The sequence below is a fragment of the Mesorhizobium sp. M7A.F.Ca.CA.001.04.2.1 genome (assembly GCF_003998485.1).
GTDB lineage: Bacteria > Pseudomonadota > Alphaproteobacteria > Rhizobiales > Rhizobiaceae > Mesorhizobium > Mesorhizobium ciceri.
In genome coordinates this window covers 1-18,246 of sequence record NZ_RZQT01000072.1, presented here as the reverse complement: position 1 = coordinate 18,246, position 18,246 = coordinate 1, and the positions used below count along the sequence as shown (strand labels likewise).

The 18,246-nt window shown below is 59.6% G+C and carries 15 protein-coding genes; 5 read left to right on the top strand and 10 right to left on the bottom strand.

Annotated elements, in window-relative coordinates; all coding sequences use genetic code 11:
* Position 1: 1 nt before the first annotated feature.
* The 4 genes from EN955_RS21710 to EN955_RS21695 all read right to left on the bottom strand — a co-directional run bounded on the left by EN955_RS21710 (position 2) and on the right by EN955_RS21695 (position 4,944).
* Positions 2-1,012: a glycosyltransferase family A protein gene (locus EN955_RS21710; protein WP_024505411.1), complete on the bottom strand. Its 1,011-nt coding sequence runs from the start codon at positions 1,010-1,012 to the stop codon at positions 2-4.
* Positions 1,013-1,233: 221 nt separating this feature from the next.
* On the bottom strand, positions 1,234-2,289 hold the full coding sequence (locus EN955_RS21705) for an acyltransferase (RefSeq protein ID WP_164752850.1): 1,056 nt from the start codon (positions 2,287-2,289) through the stop codon (positions 1,234-1,236).
* Positions 2,290-2,520: 231 nt separating this feature from the next.
* Complete coding sequence (locus tag EN955_RS21700; RefSeq protein ID WP_196815422.1) at positions 2,521-3,627, bottom strand: glycosyltransferase family 2 protein; 1,107 nt, start codon at positions 3,625-3,627, stop codon at positions 2,521-2,523.
* 39 nt (positions 3,628-3,666) lie between these two features.
* Positions 3,667-4,944 carry a glycosyltransferase family 1 protein gene (locus tag EN955_RS21695; protein ID WP_024505414.1) on the bottom strand — a complete coding sequence of 426 codons (1,278 nt, stop codon included), beginning with the start codon at positions 4,942-4,944 and terminating at the stop codon, positions 3,667-3,669.
* A 195-nt stretch (positions 4,945-5,139) separates the two neighbouring features.
* Here EN955_RS21695 and EN955_RS21690 point away from each other — a divergent pair, with 195 nt between their 5' ends.
* Positions 5,140-6,270, top strand: coding sequence for a glycosyltransferase family 1 protein (locus EN955_RS21690; RefSeq protein ID WP_024505415.1), 1,131 nt, complete (start codon positions 5,140-5,142; stop codon positions 6,268-6,270).
* On the opposite strand, the gene EN955_RS21685 is transcribed toward EN955_RS21690, so the two are convergent.
* Complete coding sequence (locus EN955_RS21685; protein WP_024505416.1) at positions 6,263-7,495, bottom strand: glycosyltransferase; 1,233 nt, start codon at positions 7,493-7,495, stop codon at positions 6,263-6,265. The two genes, EN955_RS21690 and EN955_RS21685, sit on opposite strands and share 8 nt — an antisense overlap.
* A gap of 244 nt (positions 7,496-7,739) precedes the next feature.
* Here EN955_RS21685 and EN955_RS21680 point away from each other — a divergent pair, with 244 nt between their 5' ends.
* Both EN955_RS21680 and EN955_RS21675 read left to right on the top strand, forming a co-directional pair.
* Positions 7,740-8,612 carry a glycosyltransferase family A protein gene (locus EN955_RS21680; RefSeq protein WP_024505417.1) on the top strand — a complete coding sequence of 291 codons (873 nt, stop codon included), beginning with the start codon at positions 7,740-7,742 and terminating at the stop codon, positions 8,610-8,612.
* 13 nt (positions 8,613-8,625) lie between these two features.
* Positions 8,626-9,933: a polysaccharide biosynthesis/export family protein gene (locus tag EN955_RS21675; protein ID WP_024505418.1), complete on the top strand. Its 1,308-nt coding sequence runs from the start codon at positions 8,626-8,628 to the stop codon at positions 9,931-9,933.
* Positions 9,934-10,037: 104 nt separating this feature from the next.
* Here the strand turns inward: EN955_RS21675 and EN955_RS34865 are convergent, their stop codons facing one another.
* Positions 10,038-10,175 (bottom strand): hypothetical protein, encoded by a 138-nt coding sequence (locus EN955_RS34865; RefSeq protein ID WP_155924994.1) that lies wholly within the window; start codon positions 10,173-10,175, stop codon positions 10,038-10,040.
* 127 nt (positions 10,176-10,302) lie between these two features.
* Between EN955_RS34865 and EN955_RS21670 the strand changes: the two genes are divergently transcribed.
* A complete protein-coding gene (locus EN955_RS21670) occupies positions 10,303-10,533 on the top strand; it encodes a hypothetical protein (protein WP_127219079.1) in 231 nt (76 codons plus the stop codon).
* A gap of 12 nt (positions 10,534-10,545) precedes the next feature.
* Here the strand turns inward: EN955_RS21670 and EN955_RS21665 are convergent, their stop codons facing one another.
* From EN955_RS21665 to EN955_RS21655, 3 genes are all read right to left on the bottom strand, one after another.
* Complete coding sequence (locus tag EN955_RS21665; RefSeq protein ID WP_024505420.1) at positions 10,546-11,340, bottom strand: sugar transferase; 795 nt, start codon at positions 11,338-11,340, stop codon at positions 10,546-10,548.
* A 166-nt stretch (positions 11,341-11,506) separates the two neighbouring features.
* Positions 11,507-13,324, bottom strand: a complete 1,818-nt coding sequence (locus EN955_RS21660; protein ID WP_050580535.1) for a GNVR domain-containing protein — start codon at positions 13,322-13,324, stop codon at positions 11,507-11,509.
* A gap of 173 nt (positions 13,325-13,497) precedes the next feature.
* Positions 13,498-13,833: a hypothetical protein gene (locus EN955_RS21655; RefSeq protein WP_024505421.1), complete on the bottom strand. Its 336-nt coding sequence runs from the start codon at positions 13,831-13,833 to the stop codon at positions 13,498-13,500.
* Positions 13,834-14,300: 467 nt separating this feature from the next.
* Between EN955_RS21655 and EN955_RS21650 the strand changes: the two genes are divergently transcribed.
* Entirely contained in the window at positions 14,301-16,607 is a 2,307-nt protein-coding gene (locus EN955_RS21650) for a mannose-1-phosphate guanylyltransferase/mannose-6-phosphate isomerase (RefSeq protein ID WP_024505423.1), read from the top strand.
* A gap of 101 nt (positions 16,608-16,708) precedes the next feature.
* On the opposite strand, the gene EN955_RS21645 is transcribed toward EN955_RS21650, so the two are convergent.
* Positions 16,709-17,581, bottom strand: a complete 873-nt coding sequence (locus EN955_RS21645) for an FkbM family methyltransferase (protein ID WP_024505424.1) — start codon at positions 17,579-17,581, stop codon at positions 16,709-16,711.
* Positions 17,582-18,246: the final 665 nt, after the last annotated feature.

Below are 18,246 nucleotides of genomic sequence, written 5' to 3'. Positions count from 1 at the left end.
ACTATGCTGTATCCGCATGCTCCACTTGGCGGGTGGACGAGCCCGACCGACCGGAAACCACTGCCAAGGCCCGTCTGACGGCGCCCTTCGTTCGATAAAGATGGCCCAGCGGCGGAAACAGCCTCAATATCGGAGACAGCGAAAAGCTATATCTAAGCAATTCGACGCCACAAGCGGTCCTTCCTCGGACAATATGAGAGACTGCCGACCAATAAGCGGCATCGGCAACCCGGCGCATTGCCATGCGACGAAGCCCCGATGCCGCCGGCATGGCAGCGCCTTCGCACGAGAAGAAGCTGGCGAATACCGCCTCTCGTTCTTTCAATTGCGTTAATTTGTCCGAAAAGTGGACCACCGTTATTTGTGCTGCATGCACGCGTCGGATACCGAGCGCGCCCTCGAATTCCACGATTGAACCCAACCGCGCGAGGCGAAGCACCATCTCCAAATCGGGCGCGTGCGCGAGTGACGCACGGTAGTGACCCACCGCCTTTTGCGCAGTCATCCTGACCAGCACCGCTCCCAAGGCCAGGGACACTCCCAGATGGCCCAGATGACGACAACAGTCTTCAATGAACCGGGCACCCGCCGTTACGCGCCATCCATCTGGTTGACTTGGTTCGGCAAAATCCTTCCCCTCGATCATGCTGAGATCAGACCCTATGGCGAAAGCAGCCCCAGGATTGCTTTCGAGGACATCAACGGCGCGTTGGAGCGAGCCGTCTGTCAGGAGATCGTCGGCGCACAAAAGGATGAAGTAGTCTCCTCGCGCAAGCTCGACGCCTTCGTTGAAGGACGCAATTGGCCCTACATTCCTGGCGTGGCACACGACTTCAACCCGGCTGTCTTGGGCGGCAAGTCGGCGTGCCACTTCCACGCTGTCGTCTGTTGACGCGTTATCGATAACAACAATCCGGAGATCGTCGATGCCTTGCGAAAGCACACTGCGTATACATTGCGCGAGGAACCGATCAGCGTTGTAGCAGGGTATGACTACATTGATGCTGGGCATCAGCACAGGCTCCCCTTACCTGATTGGTCGCCTCGGTTATCGGAGCGACCTGATGTGGGCCAGCACAGGCACCACGCCACGATCGAGGACAAAGACTTGGTTTCCAGGCCCATCCTCCAACAAATCGGCTGGAAGGTCATGCCGTCTAAAAGGCTAGGGGATGACAATCGACCAAAGGCGTAGGGGCAGGTGCAACCTCATCGCCAGCCTCTCCGTCTCATTCAGCTGCCTGTGAAGCGGCCGGAGAGATATCGGGTCAGCGGCACTTCAGCAAAAAGATAAACCAGCACCGAAACGCAGGTGACGGCCATGGGCGTCACGAACAACAGCACCGAGGCGAGCCGCGCCGAATCTCCGCTTTCGGCAACGAGCTTCTCGGATACGATAGCCACGAACCAGTGGGTCAAGTAGATCGCATAAGTGCATTTGGCGAGAAAGTTCAAGAGCTTGGAGTCGCTGAAGACACCGAGCTGCTCCAGAGCGACAACCCCCAGCAACAGGACCGACATCGGCATGCCGAGCGCGAGGAGACGGGGCAGCGCCGGCCAACAGAAAGGACGCAAGACTGCTGCTAAGGCTCCGAAGGCGACTGCCGCCGCCGCGAGGGTAACGGCCCCGCTCCACGGCAGTTTGAAAGGGAACAGCCCGGAGTTGGAAAGCTTGAAGATGACGATGCCGAAAGCGAAATCGATCAGGATCGGATTGGTGTAAAATACGAAAATGGGGTTCTCAATGCCTGATGTCTCGCCCGCGACCGCAAGAAGAACCGCGAAGGCGGCGGAATAGAGGATCCCATATTTCACGCTGACGAGTTGGAAAGCTGCGATGATCAGGCTGAATTCGACGATTACCAGCAAGGTCCACGTCGGATACAAGATGGGGTAGGGTCCGAAGGGGACGAAGGCGAGCGACATGAAAAGCTCGGACAAGGTCCTCTGATGGCTTTTCATCGCGTAGTTCTCGACAAGAAATGCGAGAATCGTGACGCCCCAATACAAGGGCACGATTCGAATGAGCCTCGTTCGCAAATAGGCGCCGGCCGACCTGCCATTGTTCCCAAGCACATGCGCGGTAAGAAAACCGGCCAGAACCATGAACAGATCCGTCCCGAAACGGAAAATGTCCAAGACACCCGGCTCAATATGGGCGGCGCTCACCACTCCGGACATGTGGATGTAGCCGATGGCGTAGGCGGATATGAGCCTCAAAAGCTGAGGATTGTGCCAGAACCTCCTTGCCCCAGCAGTCCGGGCGGCCGGATGGTATTCCGCGTTCACCCGGGTTATCAGTCCGAAGCTGACCGTGCCTATTGTTGAGAAGATCGCCCCACCCCAGGGACCCCAGCATCCCCTTGAGTCATATGGTCCAATGCATCGGCGATCAGCCCTCAACCGTTCTGTTACGAGGTCGGCCTCGCGGTGGCCTGTCCGTTCTTCTGCACGATCTTCATCCTTTGCGCCCATTGACGCGATCCTCAATCTGGTAGCACCCCCCGCTGCCGCTATCTATCAGTTGGACATTTCACGCGCTCGGAACGCGCCCGAGTTGGGCGACAGCCGCTTGTATGCGGACCGTGCGTTCCGCAGGATCCATTGCGGCGCAAGGAGCGTCGGCACTGCGCGGGTCCAATAGTGCGGCATTCCATGGTAACGGCCGTACAGGTACCTGATCGCTGCGCTCACCGCGATGGTCCGTCCCCCCGCAGTTTTAGCGTTGTTCAACCGCGCCATCACGTGCGTATCAAATATCCGGCGGCGAAACGCTTCGCACACAGCGGGTGTGTCCGCGAACAACGCGAAAGCAATCTGATCATAGGCGGCAACGTCGATCTTCAGGCGATCCAGCCATCCGAACTTGATATTGAACTGGTCGTTGCCCGACCGATAGCCGACACAAGGTTCTTGGACCACGCCCCATTTTCCAAACCGTTCGACAACACGGCCGATGATATAAACTTGGACGTAGTAATTCTTGAATTCCGAGACATTAGGCTCGGATGCGATCTCATTCCATTTGGCACGGTCTATCACCAGGGCGGACATGAAGCCCAGCAGATCACCCATCGTCGCGAACAGCGTACCGGCATCGGCGATCAGTTGTGTAGGCGGGATCCGACGGATGCCGGTCCGGCGCGTCATCGTCACGTCATAGTCGATCACGCCTAGCGTTAGACCGGTTACGCCGGGCCAACGCCGGATCGCTTCCAGCACCCGTGCTAGCCCGCCCGGTTCCAGATGGTCGTCGTCGCCCATCAGCCAGATGTAATCGCCCTTCGCCGCCTCCACGACCGCCAGGAAATTGCCGTCCACTCCCAAGTTCTTCGGCTGGGAAAGCAAGGTGTAGTGCTTGATGCGACCCTTATAGCCTTCGGCCACGGCGACCGTATTGTCCGGTGAAGCATCATCGCTGACCACGACCTCGATCGCGTCCTCCAAAGCTTGGGCGATGATGCTGTCTAACAATTCCGCCAGCATGGACGAGCGGTTGTAAGTCGGGATGCAGATCGAAATGGTCGGCACGGGTTTCGGTCTGCGGCCAGGATCGGTGGTTACACGGCGAGGCCGGCGCGCGCGATGAGCGGCTGCCACCAATGCTCGCAAGTCGTTCTCGTCCATCGTGCTCTCCTGGAGGTCAATCCGAAGACTGGCCGCCGGTCAATCGCCGAACTCCCCGAAATCGGCGTCGACCTGAATCATGAGTTCGAGGTATTTCCACGCTATCCACCGCCAGGAATAACTGCTCGCCCTGGCGTTCCCCTTGGTAACCAAACGCTGCCGCAAGTCTGGGGCTAGCATCAACAGGCGGATGGCTTCGGCCCATGACTGGACGTCGTCGGGATCGGCATAAAGGGCCGAATCCCCGCAGATTTCGGGAAGACATGGCGAGGTCGAGGCCACGACCGGGCAGCCCGAAGCCATCGCCTCGACCGCCGGCAGCCCGAAGCCCTCGATCCGTGACGGGAACAGGAAGCACAGGGCGCCTTCGAGCGCCTTCTTGAAGTCGTCGTCCCCTATGCGGCCAGGAAGGACGATGTTTCCGGGCATTTGCGGGATGTACCTCAGGAGCGTGGCCTCGTCGACATCGCCTGGCATCCACAGGTCAAGACCCATCGCGTCGAGGTGTGGGGCCAGCCTGGCGAGAAGCCCCATGTTCTTATATTCCTGGTCCCGCCTCCCCAAGCAGAGGACATACGGCCTGCTCCGGTCGACGGCCAGAGTTGATCTCGCCGCATCCCACCGGTTCGCATGGTCGCTGCCGTTGTAGGTGACGACGATGTTTTCTTCTGGCGCGATTCCGAACTTGATCAGATGGCTGCGTGAGAGTTGCGAGACGGTCGTGATGCGGGCGGCCTGCCTGCCAAGTGCCGGCAGGATCAAGCGGTGCGCCCAGCGGAATCCTCGCGCGTAGCTCGACGGCATGAGCCTTGTGTGCATGTCATGGATACACGCGATCTGGCGCCTCAGCGCGACGGGAGCGAGATTGCAGAAGCTCAGCAATCCTCCAGGCACATGCCAGGGCAACTGCGCCTGCACCCAAAATTGCGGCAGTCGCGGCCTGCTGAATTCAGGAACGACCCGGACGGGGATGGCATCGAGGCGCAAAGGTTCCGAAAGCGGACGCGGCACCACGAGATCAATCTCCAGGTCGCGACCGAGCGGATGCCCTTCTGAAATGAGGGCGTCGAGAGCCAAGGTGACCTCGCGGGCGTAACGGGCCACACCGGTTGGCCGAAGCGTCGTGAAGTCTCCATTTATCGTCCAGCGCCGTCTCGGCGCTTCCCGGTCCGCGCACACCGCAGCGGGATGGCCGATCAGGAAGTCGGCGCCGGCGACAGCGGATCTGGCCAAGGGCGTGTCGGCACGGTGTCTGTTCGCCGGCCAGGCCGATCTTGGTTGCGGCGACTCCCTCGTATCGAACCCGAGCTTGGCCATGTCCAGCTTCCCCGACCTTCCGGCACCCTAGGCAGACTAGCATTCCCAGGAACACCAAGGCCCTTAAACGTTCGAGGTAGGTACGCTGTCCGACGTCGCCAATCCGGATGATTGCCACTTAGCCGAATGACCCGATGGCCATGGTGACCTGGCGTCTTGACGGTTCCACACTGAAAGTTCCAAGGGGTGGACGACATGGCGCGACGTTGGACGATCAATGGGCGGTTTCTTTCGCAGCCGACAACAGGCGTTCAGCGTTACGCGCGCGAGGTCGTGCGCGCTCTCGACACCTTGTTGGCCGAGCAGAACCCGCTGACCCGCGGCCTCGAGCTTGCACTGCTCCACCCTCCAGGGTCCGGAGACTTCCCCCTGGCTTGCATCGAGCGTCGAGAGATCGGCGGCATGAACGGGCATGCCTGGGAACAGGTGCAGCTCCCCTCATCCCTGGATGGCAGCGGACTGCTCAGCCTCTGCAACACAGGGCCGCTGCTTTCCCGCAAGCATATCGTCTGCGTCCATGATGCAAACGTCTGGAATGCCCCGCAGAGCTATTCATTTGCCTTTAGACTTCTTTACAGGAATCTGTTGCCCGCCCTCGGCAAGACGGCGTGCGGTATTTCGACCGTTTCCAACTACTCCTTGGATGAACTGGTTCGCCGCGACGTCATCCCGGCAGAGCGGGCTTTCGTGGCGCCGAACGGCCATGAGCATGCCTTGCGGTGGGAGCCTGAACACTCAGCACAGACGCGGCTGGCGGCCTCGCGGGAAACCGTTGTCCTGATCGGCAGTGCCGCACCTCACAAGAATCTGGATCTCCTCCTGAACATGGCTGATCGTCTTGGCGAAGCCGGACTCAGAATCGCGATTGTCGGCATGTCGGATTCGCGCGTCTTTAGGTCAGGATCCGCCAGGACCGAAGCGCGAAACATCCACTGGCTCGGCCGCATTTCGGATGGCGAGTTGGCGGCCCTCCTCGGGGACTCGCTATGCCTGGCTTTCCCCTCGCTCACGGAGGGCTTCGGTCTCCCAGCCCTCGAGGCGATGGCCGTCGGCTGTCCTGTCGTGGTTTCAGACCGCGCCAGCCTGCCTGAAGTCTGCGGCAATGCAGCGCTGTTTGCATCCCCAGACGACCAGGACGCATGGTTCGACAGTTTCGTGCAGCTTCGCACTTCTCAGGCCCTGCGCGCTCAGATGATGGGCAAGGGAAAGGCGAGAGCCGCGGAATACAGCTGGAGGGCGACGGGCCTGCGTTATCTCCAGGCGATGGCGGCCGCAGACGGCGTCGATACGGAAACGAAGATCGTCAGGGCTCCCGAATTCACATGATCTCGTGAAGTGCCTGGACGGCGTCTAGCGATTCCAGGATCGCGCGGTCGAAGTTCTCTTCTGAAAAACGTCCTGCATTTCTGGCGCAAGCGCGCGGCGCAATGGCATGGCTATTCTCTTCGAACCGTTCCACTGCCTGCTTGAGGTGATCGACCGTTTGAGCCTTGAACAGCACTCCTGTCGGCTCGGAGGATGATCCTAGCCGCTGTACGATGTCGACGGCGCCGCCGCGACCGAAGGCGACCAGCGGCGTCCCGCAGGCCTGTGCCTCGGCCAGCGCTATGCCGAAATCCTCGCAGCCCGCAAACACCATCGCCTTCGCCCGCGCCAGGGTGTCCACATAGTCTTTCCGGGGCAGGTAGCCCGAGAAGGTGACGTTGGGACCGGCAAGCGCCCGCAAGCAGGCTGATTGCTGCCCTTCGCCAACGATGACCAGTCGCCGCGAAGGCATTTCGTTGAAGGCCCGGATGACAAGGTCGGTGCGCTTGTAGGGGGCGAGGAAGGACGCTGAAACGTAGTAATCGTCCTTATCCTCCACACAAGGCAATTCGCCCAGTGTGACCGGGGGGAAAACGACGCGCGCCTGGCGCCCGTAAATGTGCTGGATACGGGAGCGGACATAATTCGAGTTCGCCAGCATCAGGTCCGGACCGTGCGCGGTTCTCGTATCCCATGTCCTCAGGCGATGGAGCATGTAGCGATAGAGCATTCCCTTGGGGCCGAAACCAAGCCGTCCCTGCTGAAGATAGGAAAATTGTTCATCCCAGGCGTAGCGGACGGGACTGTGCACATAACACAGATGCGGCTGGTCCGGCCTGGTGATGACGCCGCGCGAGAAGGCGGCCGACGACGAGATCACCGCGTCGTAGCCCGTCACGTCGAATTGCTCGATCAGAAAGGGACAGAAAAAGAAGAGGGATCGATAGAATTTATGGACCATCGGTATCCGGTTGGCCGCAGACGTATGGAATTCCACGTCGTGGAAATATTGCTCCTTCACCTCTTGTGGCAGGAAATCGAAAAGCGTGAAGACCTCGGCGTTGGGGAACTGCTTGCAGATTTGCGCAAGAACCCTTTCCCCTCCCCGGAAATTCGGGCACCAGTCATGAACGATCGCTATCCTGGCATTGCTGTCGAAGCCGGGCCCCGGCGCGGCCGGCAATTCTTCGATGGATACATCGATCTTGGCAGCGACGGCCAAATCGGAAGAGCGTTCGTGGAGCATGGTTCCCCCTAGCCTCATAAGGCTGGCAGTCTCCATTCCATGTCGTTGCTCCGGCAAGCTGTCCGATCGGCTACACACCGCTACGGGCGCATGGCCATCTAATACTTGCGGATGTGGTCCGTCACCGGGATACTCCGAAAGCCTGTGTCCGGCGGTAGGCCAGGCTCCTCCCGTCTCCTTTTATGCAGGCTGTGTCGGTCCACTCGTCGGTCTAGGTTTCGGCGGAACCGAAGCTGGATCGAGCATGAGACTCATAGTGATCATCCCGACGCTTGGCCGCAGCGGACAGGTCGGGCGTTTGCTTGGATATTTGGGCGGCCAGACGAGGCTTCCTGATGAGGTCATAGTGTCGGCGCCCGACGCCTCGCATGTCGGCCTGCCGGAAAGCTGTCCTTTCCAGGTGTCACTCGTTTTCGGACCGAAAGGACTGGCTGCCCAGCGGAACAGGGCTCTCGTACCTTCCCTGGGGCGCTTCGACATCATCACATTCTTCGACGATGATTTCGTTCCGTCCGCCGAATATCTGCAGCAGGTCGAGAAAGCTTTCGTGGAAAATGACGGATGGGCGGTGGTGATGGGCACGGTCGTCAGGGACGGTGCCACGAATGCTGGCCTCACCTGGGAAAATGCCGAAGCCGCCTTGCGGGAAAACGAGGGCAAAAAACATGATGGACCGCCGGTGGTCGACCATGTCGGAGCATACGGATGCAACATGTCCTTGCGTTCCTCGCTTGTGGGCGATTTGCGCTTCGACGAGCGCCTCGTCTTGTACGGCTGGCAGGAAGACATCGACTTCACCAGCCAAATGAGATCCAAAGGCCGCGTGGTCTGCGTGACCGCGATCACGGGCGTCCATCTCGGTATCAAGACAGGGCGGGTCAGCGGCGAGCGGTTCGGCTACTCCCAGGTTGCGAATGCGATCTATCTGATCAGGAAGGGCTCCGTTCCGGCCTCTTTCGCTCTTCCGCTGATGTTCAGGAATATCGCCGCGAATCTCGCAAAGAGCCTGCGGCCTGAGCCGTATATCGATCGCAGGGGCAGGCTCAGGGGTAACATGCTGGCGATCCGGCACATCGCCATGGGACGAATCGAACCCGAATACATCCTGAAAATCTGAAGGTGGGAAGACAATGCGGAAATGGCTTGTGACAGTGGCGGCGGCTTCATTGGCGGCGGCTGCCTGCCCCTTGCCGACGGTGGCTGCCGAGTACCTCCTCGGACCTCAGGACAAGGTCAGGCTCAAGGTCTACGAATGGCGCGCATCACGCGACGTGATTTTCGAATGGACGGCTCTCAACGACAGTTTCGTCGTCGGTGCCGACGGCACGCTCTTCCTTCCATTTGTCGGCCAGATACGCGCGCAGGGCACCGCCCCCGGCGACCTCGCCCGCGCGATCGGCGACCGCCTGATGCAGCACATGGGCCTCGGCCGCCAGCCGGATGTCGCTGTCGAGATTGTCCAGTACAGGCCGTTCTACATTGTCGGCTACGTCACGCAGCCAGGCGAGTTCCCCTACAGGCCCGGGCTGACGGTGCTGCAGGCGCTGGGAATCGCCGGCGGCCTGCGAACACGCGAGGAAGACATGTCGAGGCTCGAGCGTGAAGTCATCGTGGGTCAGGGCGATGTGGGTTTGTTGGCGCTGAGCAACGTCAGTCTGCTCGCTCGCAAAGCACGGCTGGAATCAGAACTAGCTGGCAGCGACGACATCGCCTTCCCTGCGCAACTGAAGGACAGAGCTTCGAACGAGACGGTCGCGGTGGCGATGGAGCAGGAGCGCAAGATCTTCGCCGTCCGCAAGGACGCCATGGCGACGCAACTCCGTGCCCTGCGCGAACTCAAGGATTTCCTCGAAAAGGAACTGACCTCGCTCGGCCAGCAGATGGCCTTCCACGACCAACAGATCGAACTTATCCAGAAGGAACTCGCGGGTGTTTCGGCCCTTGTCCAGAAGGGGCTGGCGGTTGCACCGCGGGAACTCTCTCTACAGGGAACGGTCGCACAGATGCAGAGCGACAGGTTGGTTGCCGAGACCTCGCTCTTGCGAGTCAGGCAGGAGATAAGCAAGACCGACATCGAGATCCTCAACCTCGGCAATAGCCAAGCCAGCGAAGTCGCTGCTGCCTTGCGCGAGACGCAACTGCAGCTCAATGAAGTGACCAGCAAGGCCAACACCGCGGTGCAGTTGTTGCACGATACCGAGGTCACGGCCCCTGCTCTGCTCGCCCTTAGAGAGCGCGCCGAAAGGGCCAAGCCGATCTTCAAGATCGTGAGGACGACGGACAGCGGCTCGCAAGAACTCACGGCTGAGGAAACGACGCCGATCGAGCCAGGCGATACCGTGAAGATCGATATCCCCGCCCCGCCGTCCGGCTTGGCTGCTCTACCTGTAGAGGACGACGTCCAGGCAGGGACGGTTTCTGTTCAAGGTACCAATTGACAGGCTTCATGATTGGCGCGGGTGCCGGCTCGCAACGCCTTCGACATGACCTCCGAACCCGAGACCGTTGGTGGCCGCCTGGACGGGTAAAGAACGCGCCGGCGTCATGGCCAGAGCGGTTCAGAGTGGGCGGAGCTGCCAGCTCGCTGCAGGTGCTTGTTTTTCTGCTGTTCCACACGGAAAACCGCCGCGCACCTTTCTTTGAACTGGTTCGCTTCAAGTTCAATGATCTGGCCGACCATGCTAGCAATTTCCGGCGGCACTTGCCTTGCACTTTGAGGCCGCATATCAGTGGGCACGCTGACGATGCCTTCCCTGCCGCAGTGAGGCGATCAGTTCCTGCGGGTATCACTGGAGATGTCGGTGCTCATGAGTGTAATCGCTATATCGGCGGCAGGCGTTCTGATGGGACTGCGCTTCAAGGCTCCTGCGCTGATCGCGGCGACTGCGCTGCTTGTGGTCGGAAGCTTTGCCTGGAATGGGCTCGGGTTGCCGGGCTACGTGACCGTCACTAAGTTCCTGATACTGTCATTCGTCTTGGCTGGCGCCTATATCATCGGTCTGTCCCTGTCCGTCCACCGGAAGCGCAAGGAAAGGTGACACGGCGGGACTTCAGGAAGCCCGGTCGAAACGTATGACTGCGAAAACCGTCCTGAACAGGATCACGATATCGAGCCAAACCGACCAGTTCCGCACATACTGGCAGTCCAGCTTCACGCGGTTGGCGTAGTCCATGCTGCTTCTTCCGTTCACCTGCCACAGACCGGTGAGCCCGGGCTTTGCCCGAAGGTATTCCCCTAAGTGGTCGCCGTAGCATTTTAGTTCGTCCTTGACGATGGGCCTTGGACCCACACAACTCATGTCGCCGCGGATGATGTTGAACAATTGCGGGAGTTCGTCGAGGCTCGACTTACGCAGCATCCACCCAAGCACCGTGACGCGGGGGTCGTTCCTGATCTTGCGGGTCTCCTCCCATTCCAACCTGACTTGAGGGTTGCTGTCGAGAAATGACTTCAGAACTTCGTCCGAATTGGTGACCATCGAGCGGAACTTGTAGCAATCGAATGGCTTTCCGCCAAAGCCGATGCGGCTATGCGAGAACACTGCCGGGCCTCCTGCCGTCATCCTGATCAGCAGAGCAACGACAATCATTACCGGCGCGGCAACCATAAGCGCCGTGAATGCTACTACCAGATCCATGATGCGCTTCAGGAGACCGCCCACAGGAGGGTTCGTCGTTCCCAACCTGAGCGCAGGCGAAAGGTCCGTCAACACTGCCCCGGCACCGTTGTTGTCGGATGCGGGAAGGACGTGCAGGACTGCCGTTCGGCTGTCGGACGGGATAGGCAGAGATGGCTGAACCCAGATCGGTGCTGCCTGATGTGACTCGAAGGCGTTCGTTGTCATGGAACAATCGCTGTTTCGACTTGTTGTTGCACTCTTCCAAGGTCGGAGGTTGTCGACAAGAAGGGCAAAGGAGGTAGCGTGACGCTCAGGGGCTATCCCCCTAATCCCAAGGAATGATCCTCCTAGACTTTTTGCAACTTCCGAAGGAGAATGTCTCGCTACGGTTTCATGCTTTACGGCGCTTGGGCGCGCGGACCCTGGCCAAGAGTACGCCTAGTATCGGGGTCCTGCAGGCCTGCAACGTCTTGACAAGTTCCTGCAGCGTCTGGACCTGTGTCTTGCCCCACTCGGCAACGATCACCACGCCGTCCAGGACAGATCCGACAATCAGTTCGTCGGCACCCGAGGCAAGCGTCGGCAGGTCGAGTATGACAATGTCGTAGGCAGGAAGTCCGTTGGCGGCAAGGTCACTAGCGGCTAGCTCCGAGAGGAACGCCTCCATCTTGCTAGGCGCCAGGAGGTGTCTGGCGTCCACGGTCGAACTGGAAAGGATGTCGAACGGCCGCCCCGCAGCACGAACGATGTTGAGACGGACAGGGTCCTGGCACGGTAGGTCGAGGGCTCCCGACTGGCTCAGAAGCCGCGAGGGGGTCATGGTCGGGCGCCGGATGTCGGCGTCAATCACCAGCGTCTTCAGGCCCGACATCGAGTAGAGCGTAGCGAGATTGCTGGCCACCGAACTCTTCGAACCGTCGTTGGATACGGCAGTCAACCCAAGAAACCTGATCGGGCGGCTGGTTTCCGCAAGGCTTATCTCGGTTCGCACTTTTCTCAGGCTATGGCTGTATCGGGATTGCGGAGATCTTGCCACTTGGTCGACAAGGCCCGATCTTCTGCCGATCGGCGGCAGTTCTCCGAGGCATTCGACGCCCAGATTGTCGCGGATCTGTCGTGGCGACCTTATGGTCCAGTCAAACGCGTGCCTTACAAACGCAAGTCCAATACCGAAAATGAGACCGGCAACCACCGCGAAGGCCAGCATCAACTTCGGCCTTGGAGCGCTCGGATTGAGCGGCGCCGTCGCAGCTGTGATGACCCTTGCATCGGCAACCGGATACGACTGTTGGCTTACCGAGTTGGTGTAGGCCTGCAAGAAGCTCTCGTACATCTTCTGGTAGGTTTCAGCCGTCACCTCAAGTTCTTCGAGCGTCGGCTCAGCACTCGTCCCGTCTGCTTTGGCTTCAATGCCGACGCTGTAGTCGTGCCGTGACCGGAACTGCTGCGCTTTTGCCATGGCCTCATTCATTTGAGCTCGCAGCTGCTGAAGCCGCATTTCCAGCCACGCGCCTCCTTCCTTGGCTGCGTCAGTCTTGGTTTCGATCTGCTCACGTACGAAGGCATCGGCCGTGGCGTTCGCAATCCTGGCTGCGCCCTCGGGATCAGGAGAGGTGAAGGATATGTCAATCGCGTAGGAAACGCCGACTCGGCGGACGTCGAGGCCGTTGCGGAAAACCAACATGCTCCGACGGAACTTCTGAAAATCGGTCAGCATGGGGGGTGCGGCAGGCTCGCTAAGAGCGAAATGCTGCAGCCAGGCGCTTTTCCGCAGCCCCAAGGCGTCAAGCAGGACAGCTCCGGTCTTCGTCAATCTGTCCCGCAAAGTCGGAGACTGGGAACGATTGAACTGCGCATCGTCGACGAGTTTCAACTGGTCGAGCACCATCGCTGCGATTTTTTCCGACTGCATTACAGCGATCTGGCTTTCCACCTGGGCAGTATCCAGTGACAGATCCACTTCGCCGCCCTCCTGCAGGTGTTGCGGCAATTTCGGCTCGATCAGAATCTGCGCGCTGGCGATGAAAGTTGGGTCGGTGCTCGAATTGTAAAACCCCGCCAACAAGAGAGCCATGGCAAGGCAGGCAATGATAGTTCCAGCGTAGCGGCGCAGAAATTCGGTAATGTCGGAGAGCCCAATGAACTCTTGGCCGGCGGAAGCCTGCTGGTCCGTCATCGAGGGCCATTGATTGGTGAACATGCGATTCATTCAGCTTCTCCTGCAGGCATACGCAGACACCCAGAGCAGCCCGCTCCATGCAGGCGGCCGTTGCATGCGGCCGGTCTTTGCATTGAAAGCCGAGGCCCCGCGATCCCAGACTGCTGCGGAAGATTACTCCCGTGATCCGGAAGGTAAATGCCGCCAATTGGCGTATGCGAAACTTAGGACCCGTGGGGCGGTAGAACGCGCGGCAGCGCTGCTCTCGCGGCGTCGACAAATGACGTTTGCTGTTCCAGCAAGGCCTGCCGTCCGCGGATGATCGCCAGGTTCTGCTCGAGAGTACCGATCTGCGCGGACATGCGTTCGGGACTCTCGCCATTTTCCATCGCTTCCAGGGCGAACGCAGCACAGTCCGTGACCCTTTCCACGCAAGGGCGCAGTGCCGCGATTTCCTTCTCGATGTCCATCTGAATGACCTCCAGAAGACGGGTCAGGCGACCGAACCGCCGTTGGTCGACATTCTGGCCGAATGGGAACCTGAATGCGGTCAGCGGCATGTTGCAGCCATCTTTCTCGTTGCACCCGAGAGGGGACGCACCTTGCAGAATACAAGACTCTCATGCTTGCACGAGACATCCTTTCGGTCATCGGCGGGCATGCTCATATTGGATGAGGGGTGGCAGCTAGGGCGATAGGGCTACTCGAATTCATGAAGGCGGCCACGTGCGGCGCGTGTTACGACTGTTGGCGCTAAACTGCGGAGCGGAAATCGTGACCGTGAACATAGTCGGACACGCGAGTCCAAACACATTCGCCTTCAAAACCAGTGCCCCGATCAAAGCCACGGGCTTTCAGGACGGCACCTGGGGCCTGGGCGTCGTCGAACAAAGCGGAGATCGTCCTGGTTGTGGAAAGCCTGTGTCGCCAGAGCGGCGCCGAGAGATACACGAGGCTCTCGATGGCGTGCTGGGCGGCAATCCAGAGGTCGGAGCCTACAACCAGACATTCTGAGAGGAATTGGACCATGTCTGACCGGATCGTAAGTTTTGTCATGAGCGGGGGGGTCGGCTCACGGCTGTGGCCGCTCTCGCGCGAAGACAACCCCAAGCAATTCCACGATCTTTCGGGGGATGGCTCTATGCTTGCCAAGACTGTTCGTCGCCTTAAGGCGCGGCCGGACGGAGAGACGCCGATCTACCTGATAGCCTCCGAACGGCATGCCGAGCGCGTTATCTCGGACCTAGTACCGCTCGGCCTGAACGGCGGCAGACCGATCTTCGAGCCGGTCGGCCGCAATACCGCGGCCGCCGTCGCCATAGCCACCCTGCAAACGATCTCCGAATATGGAGCCGACGCCCTTGTGCTCGTGGTCCCCTCCGACCATCAGATATCGACGACAACGCAATTCTGGGAAACCGTCAAGGCCGGCGTGCCTGCCGCCGATTCAGGAAAGATCATCGTGTTCGGGATCAAGCCGACGCATCCCGAAACCGGATATGGTTACATCGAGACCACGGCAGATGCTGACGCAGTAGCCTCGGTTTCGCGCTTTGTCGAAAAGCCGAACGCCAAGTCGGCTCGCAAATACATGTCTTCGGGACAATTCTACTGGAACGCCGGCATTTTCCTCTTTCGAGCCGACACCATGCGGGAGGCTTTTCTCGAGTTCCAGCCCGACATCTGGGACGCCGCGGAACGGGCTTACAAGGGAGCGCGGACCGACGTCTCGGGCCTTTATTTGACACAAGGCTTCTACTTGGCCGTCCCCTCGACCTCGATCGACTACGCAATCATGGAGCATGCGCGCGACATCGCAATGGTTAGGGCCTCGTTCCACTGGACCGACCTTGGCTCATGGCAATCCCTAATGGAGGCCAGCCCCACGGACAGCAACGGCAATGTCACAATGGGCGATATCGTCGCCATCGATTGCCAGGACTCTTACTTCAGAAGCCAGGGCAGACTGCTGACCGTGGTCGGGATGAAGGATGTTGCGATCGTGGCGACGCCAGATGCGGTATTCGTCGCACCCGTCAGCCACAGCCAGAACGTGAAAAAAATCGTCGAACAGCTGGAGAAGAGCGGGCGCCTCGAAACGAAATTTACTGCCTCCGAAGACCGGATCATCATCAGTGGCTCATGGCGCAAGCGCGTGGAGCACTGGCTCTTCGAAGAAACCCTGCCGCTGTGGTCCACCGCTGGCGTCGACGATGTTTACGGCGGCTTCCATGAGGCCCTGGGCTTCGATGCGAGGCCATTGGGCAAACCCAAGCGCATGCGCACTGCGGCTCGCCAGATTTACGCTTTCGCAGTCGCCAAGGAACGTGGCTGGACTGGTCCGGCGGACAAACTCATCAAACACGGTATCGACTTCATCGCAAGATTCGGCCGCACGAACCGCGGCGGGTGGGTGCGAACTCTCAATGCCAACGGCAGCGTGGCCGACCCGACCGAGGACGCCTACGACCATGCCTGCGTGCTCCTGGCGCTGGCTCAAGCTCACCGATGCGGACACCACGATGCCCTGGCACTGGCACAACAGACGTTTCGTTTCATCGACGCCCACCTCGAGCACGACAGTCTGACCGGGTTCCTCGAGAGCCCCGGCTGGAACGGTGCGCGGTCTTCGAACCCACACATGCACATGCTGGAATCATTTCTTGCCTGGTATGGCGCCACGGGCGACCGTGAATATCTGCGTCGGGCAGCACGCATCATCGATCTCTTCCGGAGCCATTTCTTCGACCAGGAAAGCTGGACGGTTGGGGAACGTTTCGACGCCGATTGGTTGCCGTTGCAGGGAGATGAAGGACAGTGGACCGAACCGGGGCATCACTTCGAATGGGCTTCGCTCCTTGTCGATTTCGCAAGAGCGAGCGGCCAGAAAGACTTGGTCGCCTACGCAAGGAAGCTCTATTCATCGGCGGTCGCCAGTGGATTGAACCGGACAACAGGTCTGGCTTTTGCTGCCGTATCGCGGCAGGGAATCCCTCTCGACCGGCTCTCCCGCAGCTGGCCGCAATGCGAAGCCGTCAAGGCAGCCGTAGCCTTGGATGGCATTGGCGGGCCTGACCTGAAAGCTGAGATCGAAGCCCGTGTCGCGCGCCTGTTCAGATGGCACATCGATCCCGCGCCGCTTGGATTGTGGATCGACAGGATTGACGAGCGCGGAAGGTCACTGGCAACGGAGGTGCCGGCGAGCATCTTCTACCATCTGGTGACGGCATTGATGCAGTATCTGGACAAGACCGCAGGCCAAGTCGAACCTTTCCCGCTTCCTGCTTCGGACGTGAGCAAGACGGGTTTGAGGCAGGTACTGGGTCGCTCCTGATGCGACGATCCTGAGATACGGTGTTCGTGCCGAACCGTGGTTGGCGAAGGTCGTCTGCACCGAACCTTGAAGACCGCAGATATCGGCTCCTGGCGTGGCCGCTAAGGCACAGCCTTGGCCGCGCGCACCGGCAACGCTCGCTTTCCCCCGGTCGTCGGCCGCCGTGAGGCTGCCGGTGCTGCCAGGAGTTCCGAGGCAATGAATATGAGGTTCTCGCCGTTGACGAGGCTGTCGATCTTCCTTCCGCTCAAAAGCGAGTAGACGAAAGTGAGGCAGCCTCGGCCGGGAAACATAAAGTCGTGTGGTTCCACGATGATGCACGGCACATGCTTGAGGACCTTGCCGCAGTCTCGTGTTGCCTCCAGCTCCGCGCCTTCAATGTCCATCTTAAGCATCAGCAATTTCGCCTTGGGCAGTCTGGCAAGAAGGCCCCGTAAGGTGACCGACGGCACGCCTTCTCCGTCTGCCACGCCCCGTGCCCACGATGGGCGCTCGCTGTTGACAAGTGCAACTTCGCCCTCGTGGCACCAGAGTGCGCCGTAGACAGACATGATCCGCTCTAGACCGGCGCAGTTCGAGAGTAAGACTTCATGCGTTTGGCGATCCGGTTCGATGGCCATCACCACAGCATCAGGATACTGGTCTCTGAGGAAAATCGACGAGTAGCCAACGTTAGCGCCGGCATCCACGATAACGGGTATGATCCCCCTCCGTCTCCATCCTGCCGCGAGCCGGTTGAGCGCGCTCTGTCCACCCTTTCCAATTTCATATTCGCCGTGCCCAAAAATTTGTGACATGACAAACAAGTCGCTGTCGGTAGGCCTGATCAGCAATTCATGATCGCCACAGCGAACTTTCATCGCCGAGCCGATCCCGAGTGCGCGGCGAAGGAGTACTGAGACCAGTTTCCTCCAGCCGATGGCGCGCGCGAGCCCGTCAATGTGATAGAGCTTGGCGTAGAACGTCCGGTTCATCGTCGCAGTATCACCTGAGGATGTGCCAATCTCCATACACCCTTAGGGAGTAGCCAGGCCGGCTCGCCACCGAAGCAAATTGCCCGCACACACCCCCCGCATGCATATTCCTGCCATCATGCCCTCCCCGGTTCGGTCGTAGGCATGCTTCCTGCGCCGCTTATCAGCAAGGTACCGCAAGGTGATAGCGACGTCGTAGCTACGGCAAATTCGGTAGCACTTGCCTCTGTGTCGCTGCCTCAAAGCGGGATAGTATGCTTTGGGAAGATGCCTGACGCCACATTGAACGACCTCTCCCGATCATGGAAATGCGGTTAATTCGTCAAGGCGTTGTAACTTTGAGACGTGAACCATCTTGTCCGAACGGTTGAGACGCAACGATGGCCAAAAAAAAAGTCCGTGCGAGACCCAGCAGTGACCTTCTGAAACTGCTTGCCACAAGGCCTAGAGCGGTGGCGCTTGCTGCGCTGCACGTGAGTGAATCCGTGCTGCTGGAACTCGAAGCGTCCGAGCTTTTGTCAGCAGCAGAGATTAGAGGGCTACTTAAGGACGCGTCGATGACGTTACGAAATGCCGCCGAGCAAGCGGACAATCGCAGCTGCCTCGTCGCCAGCGAAATAGTCGATTCCATGCGGGAAAATTTCAAGAGAAATAAGACTTAACCT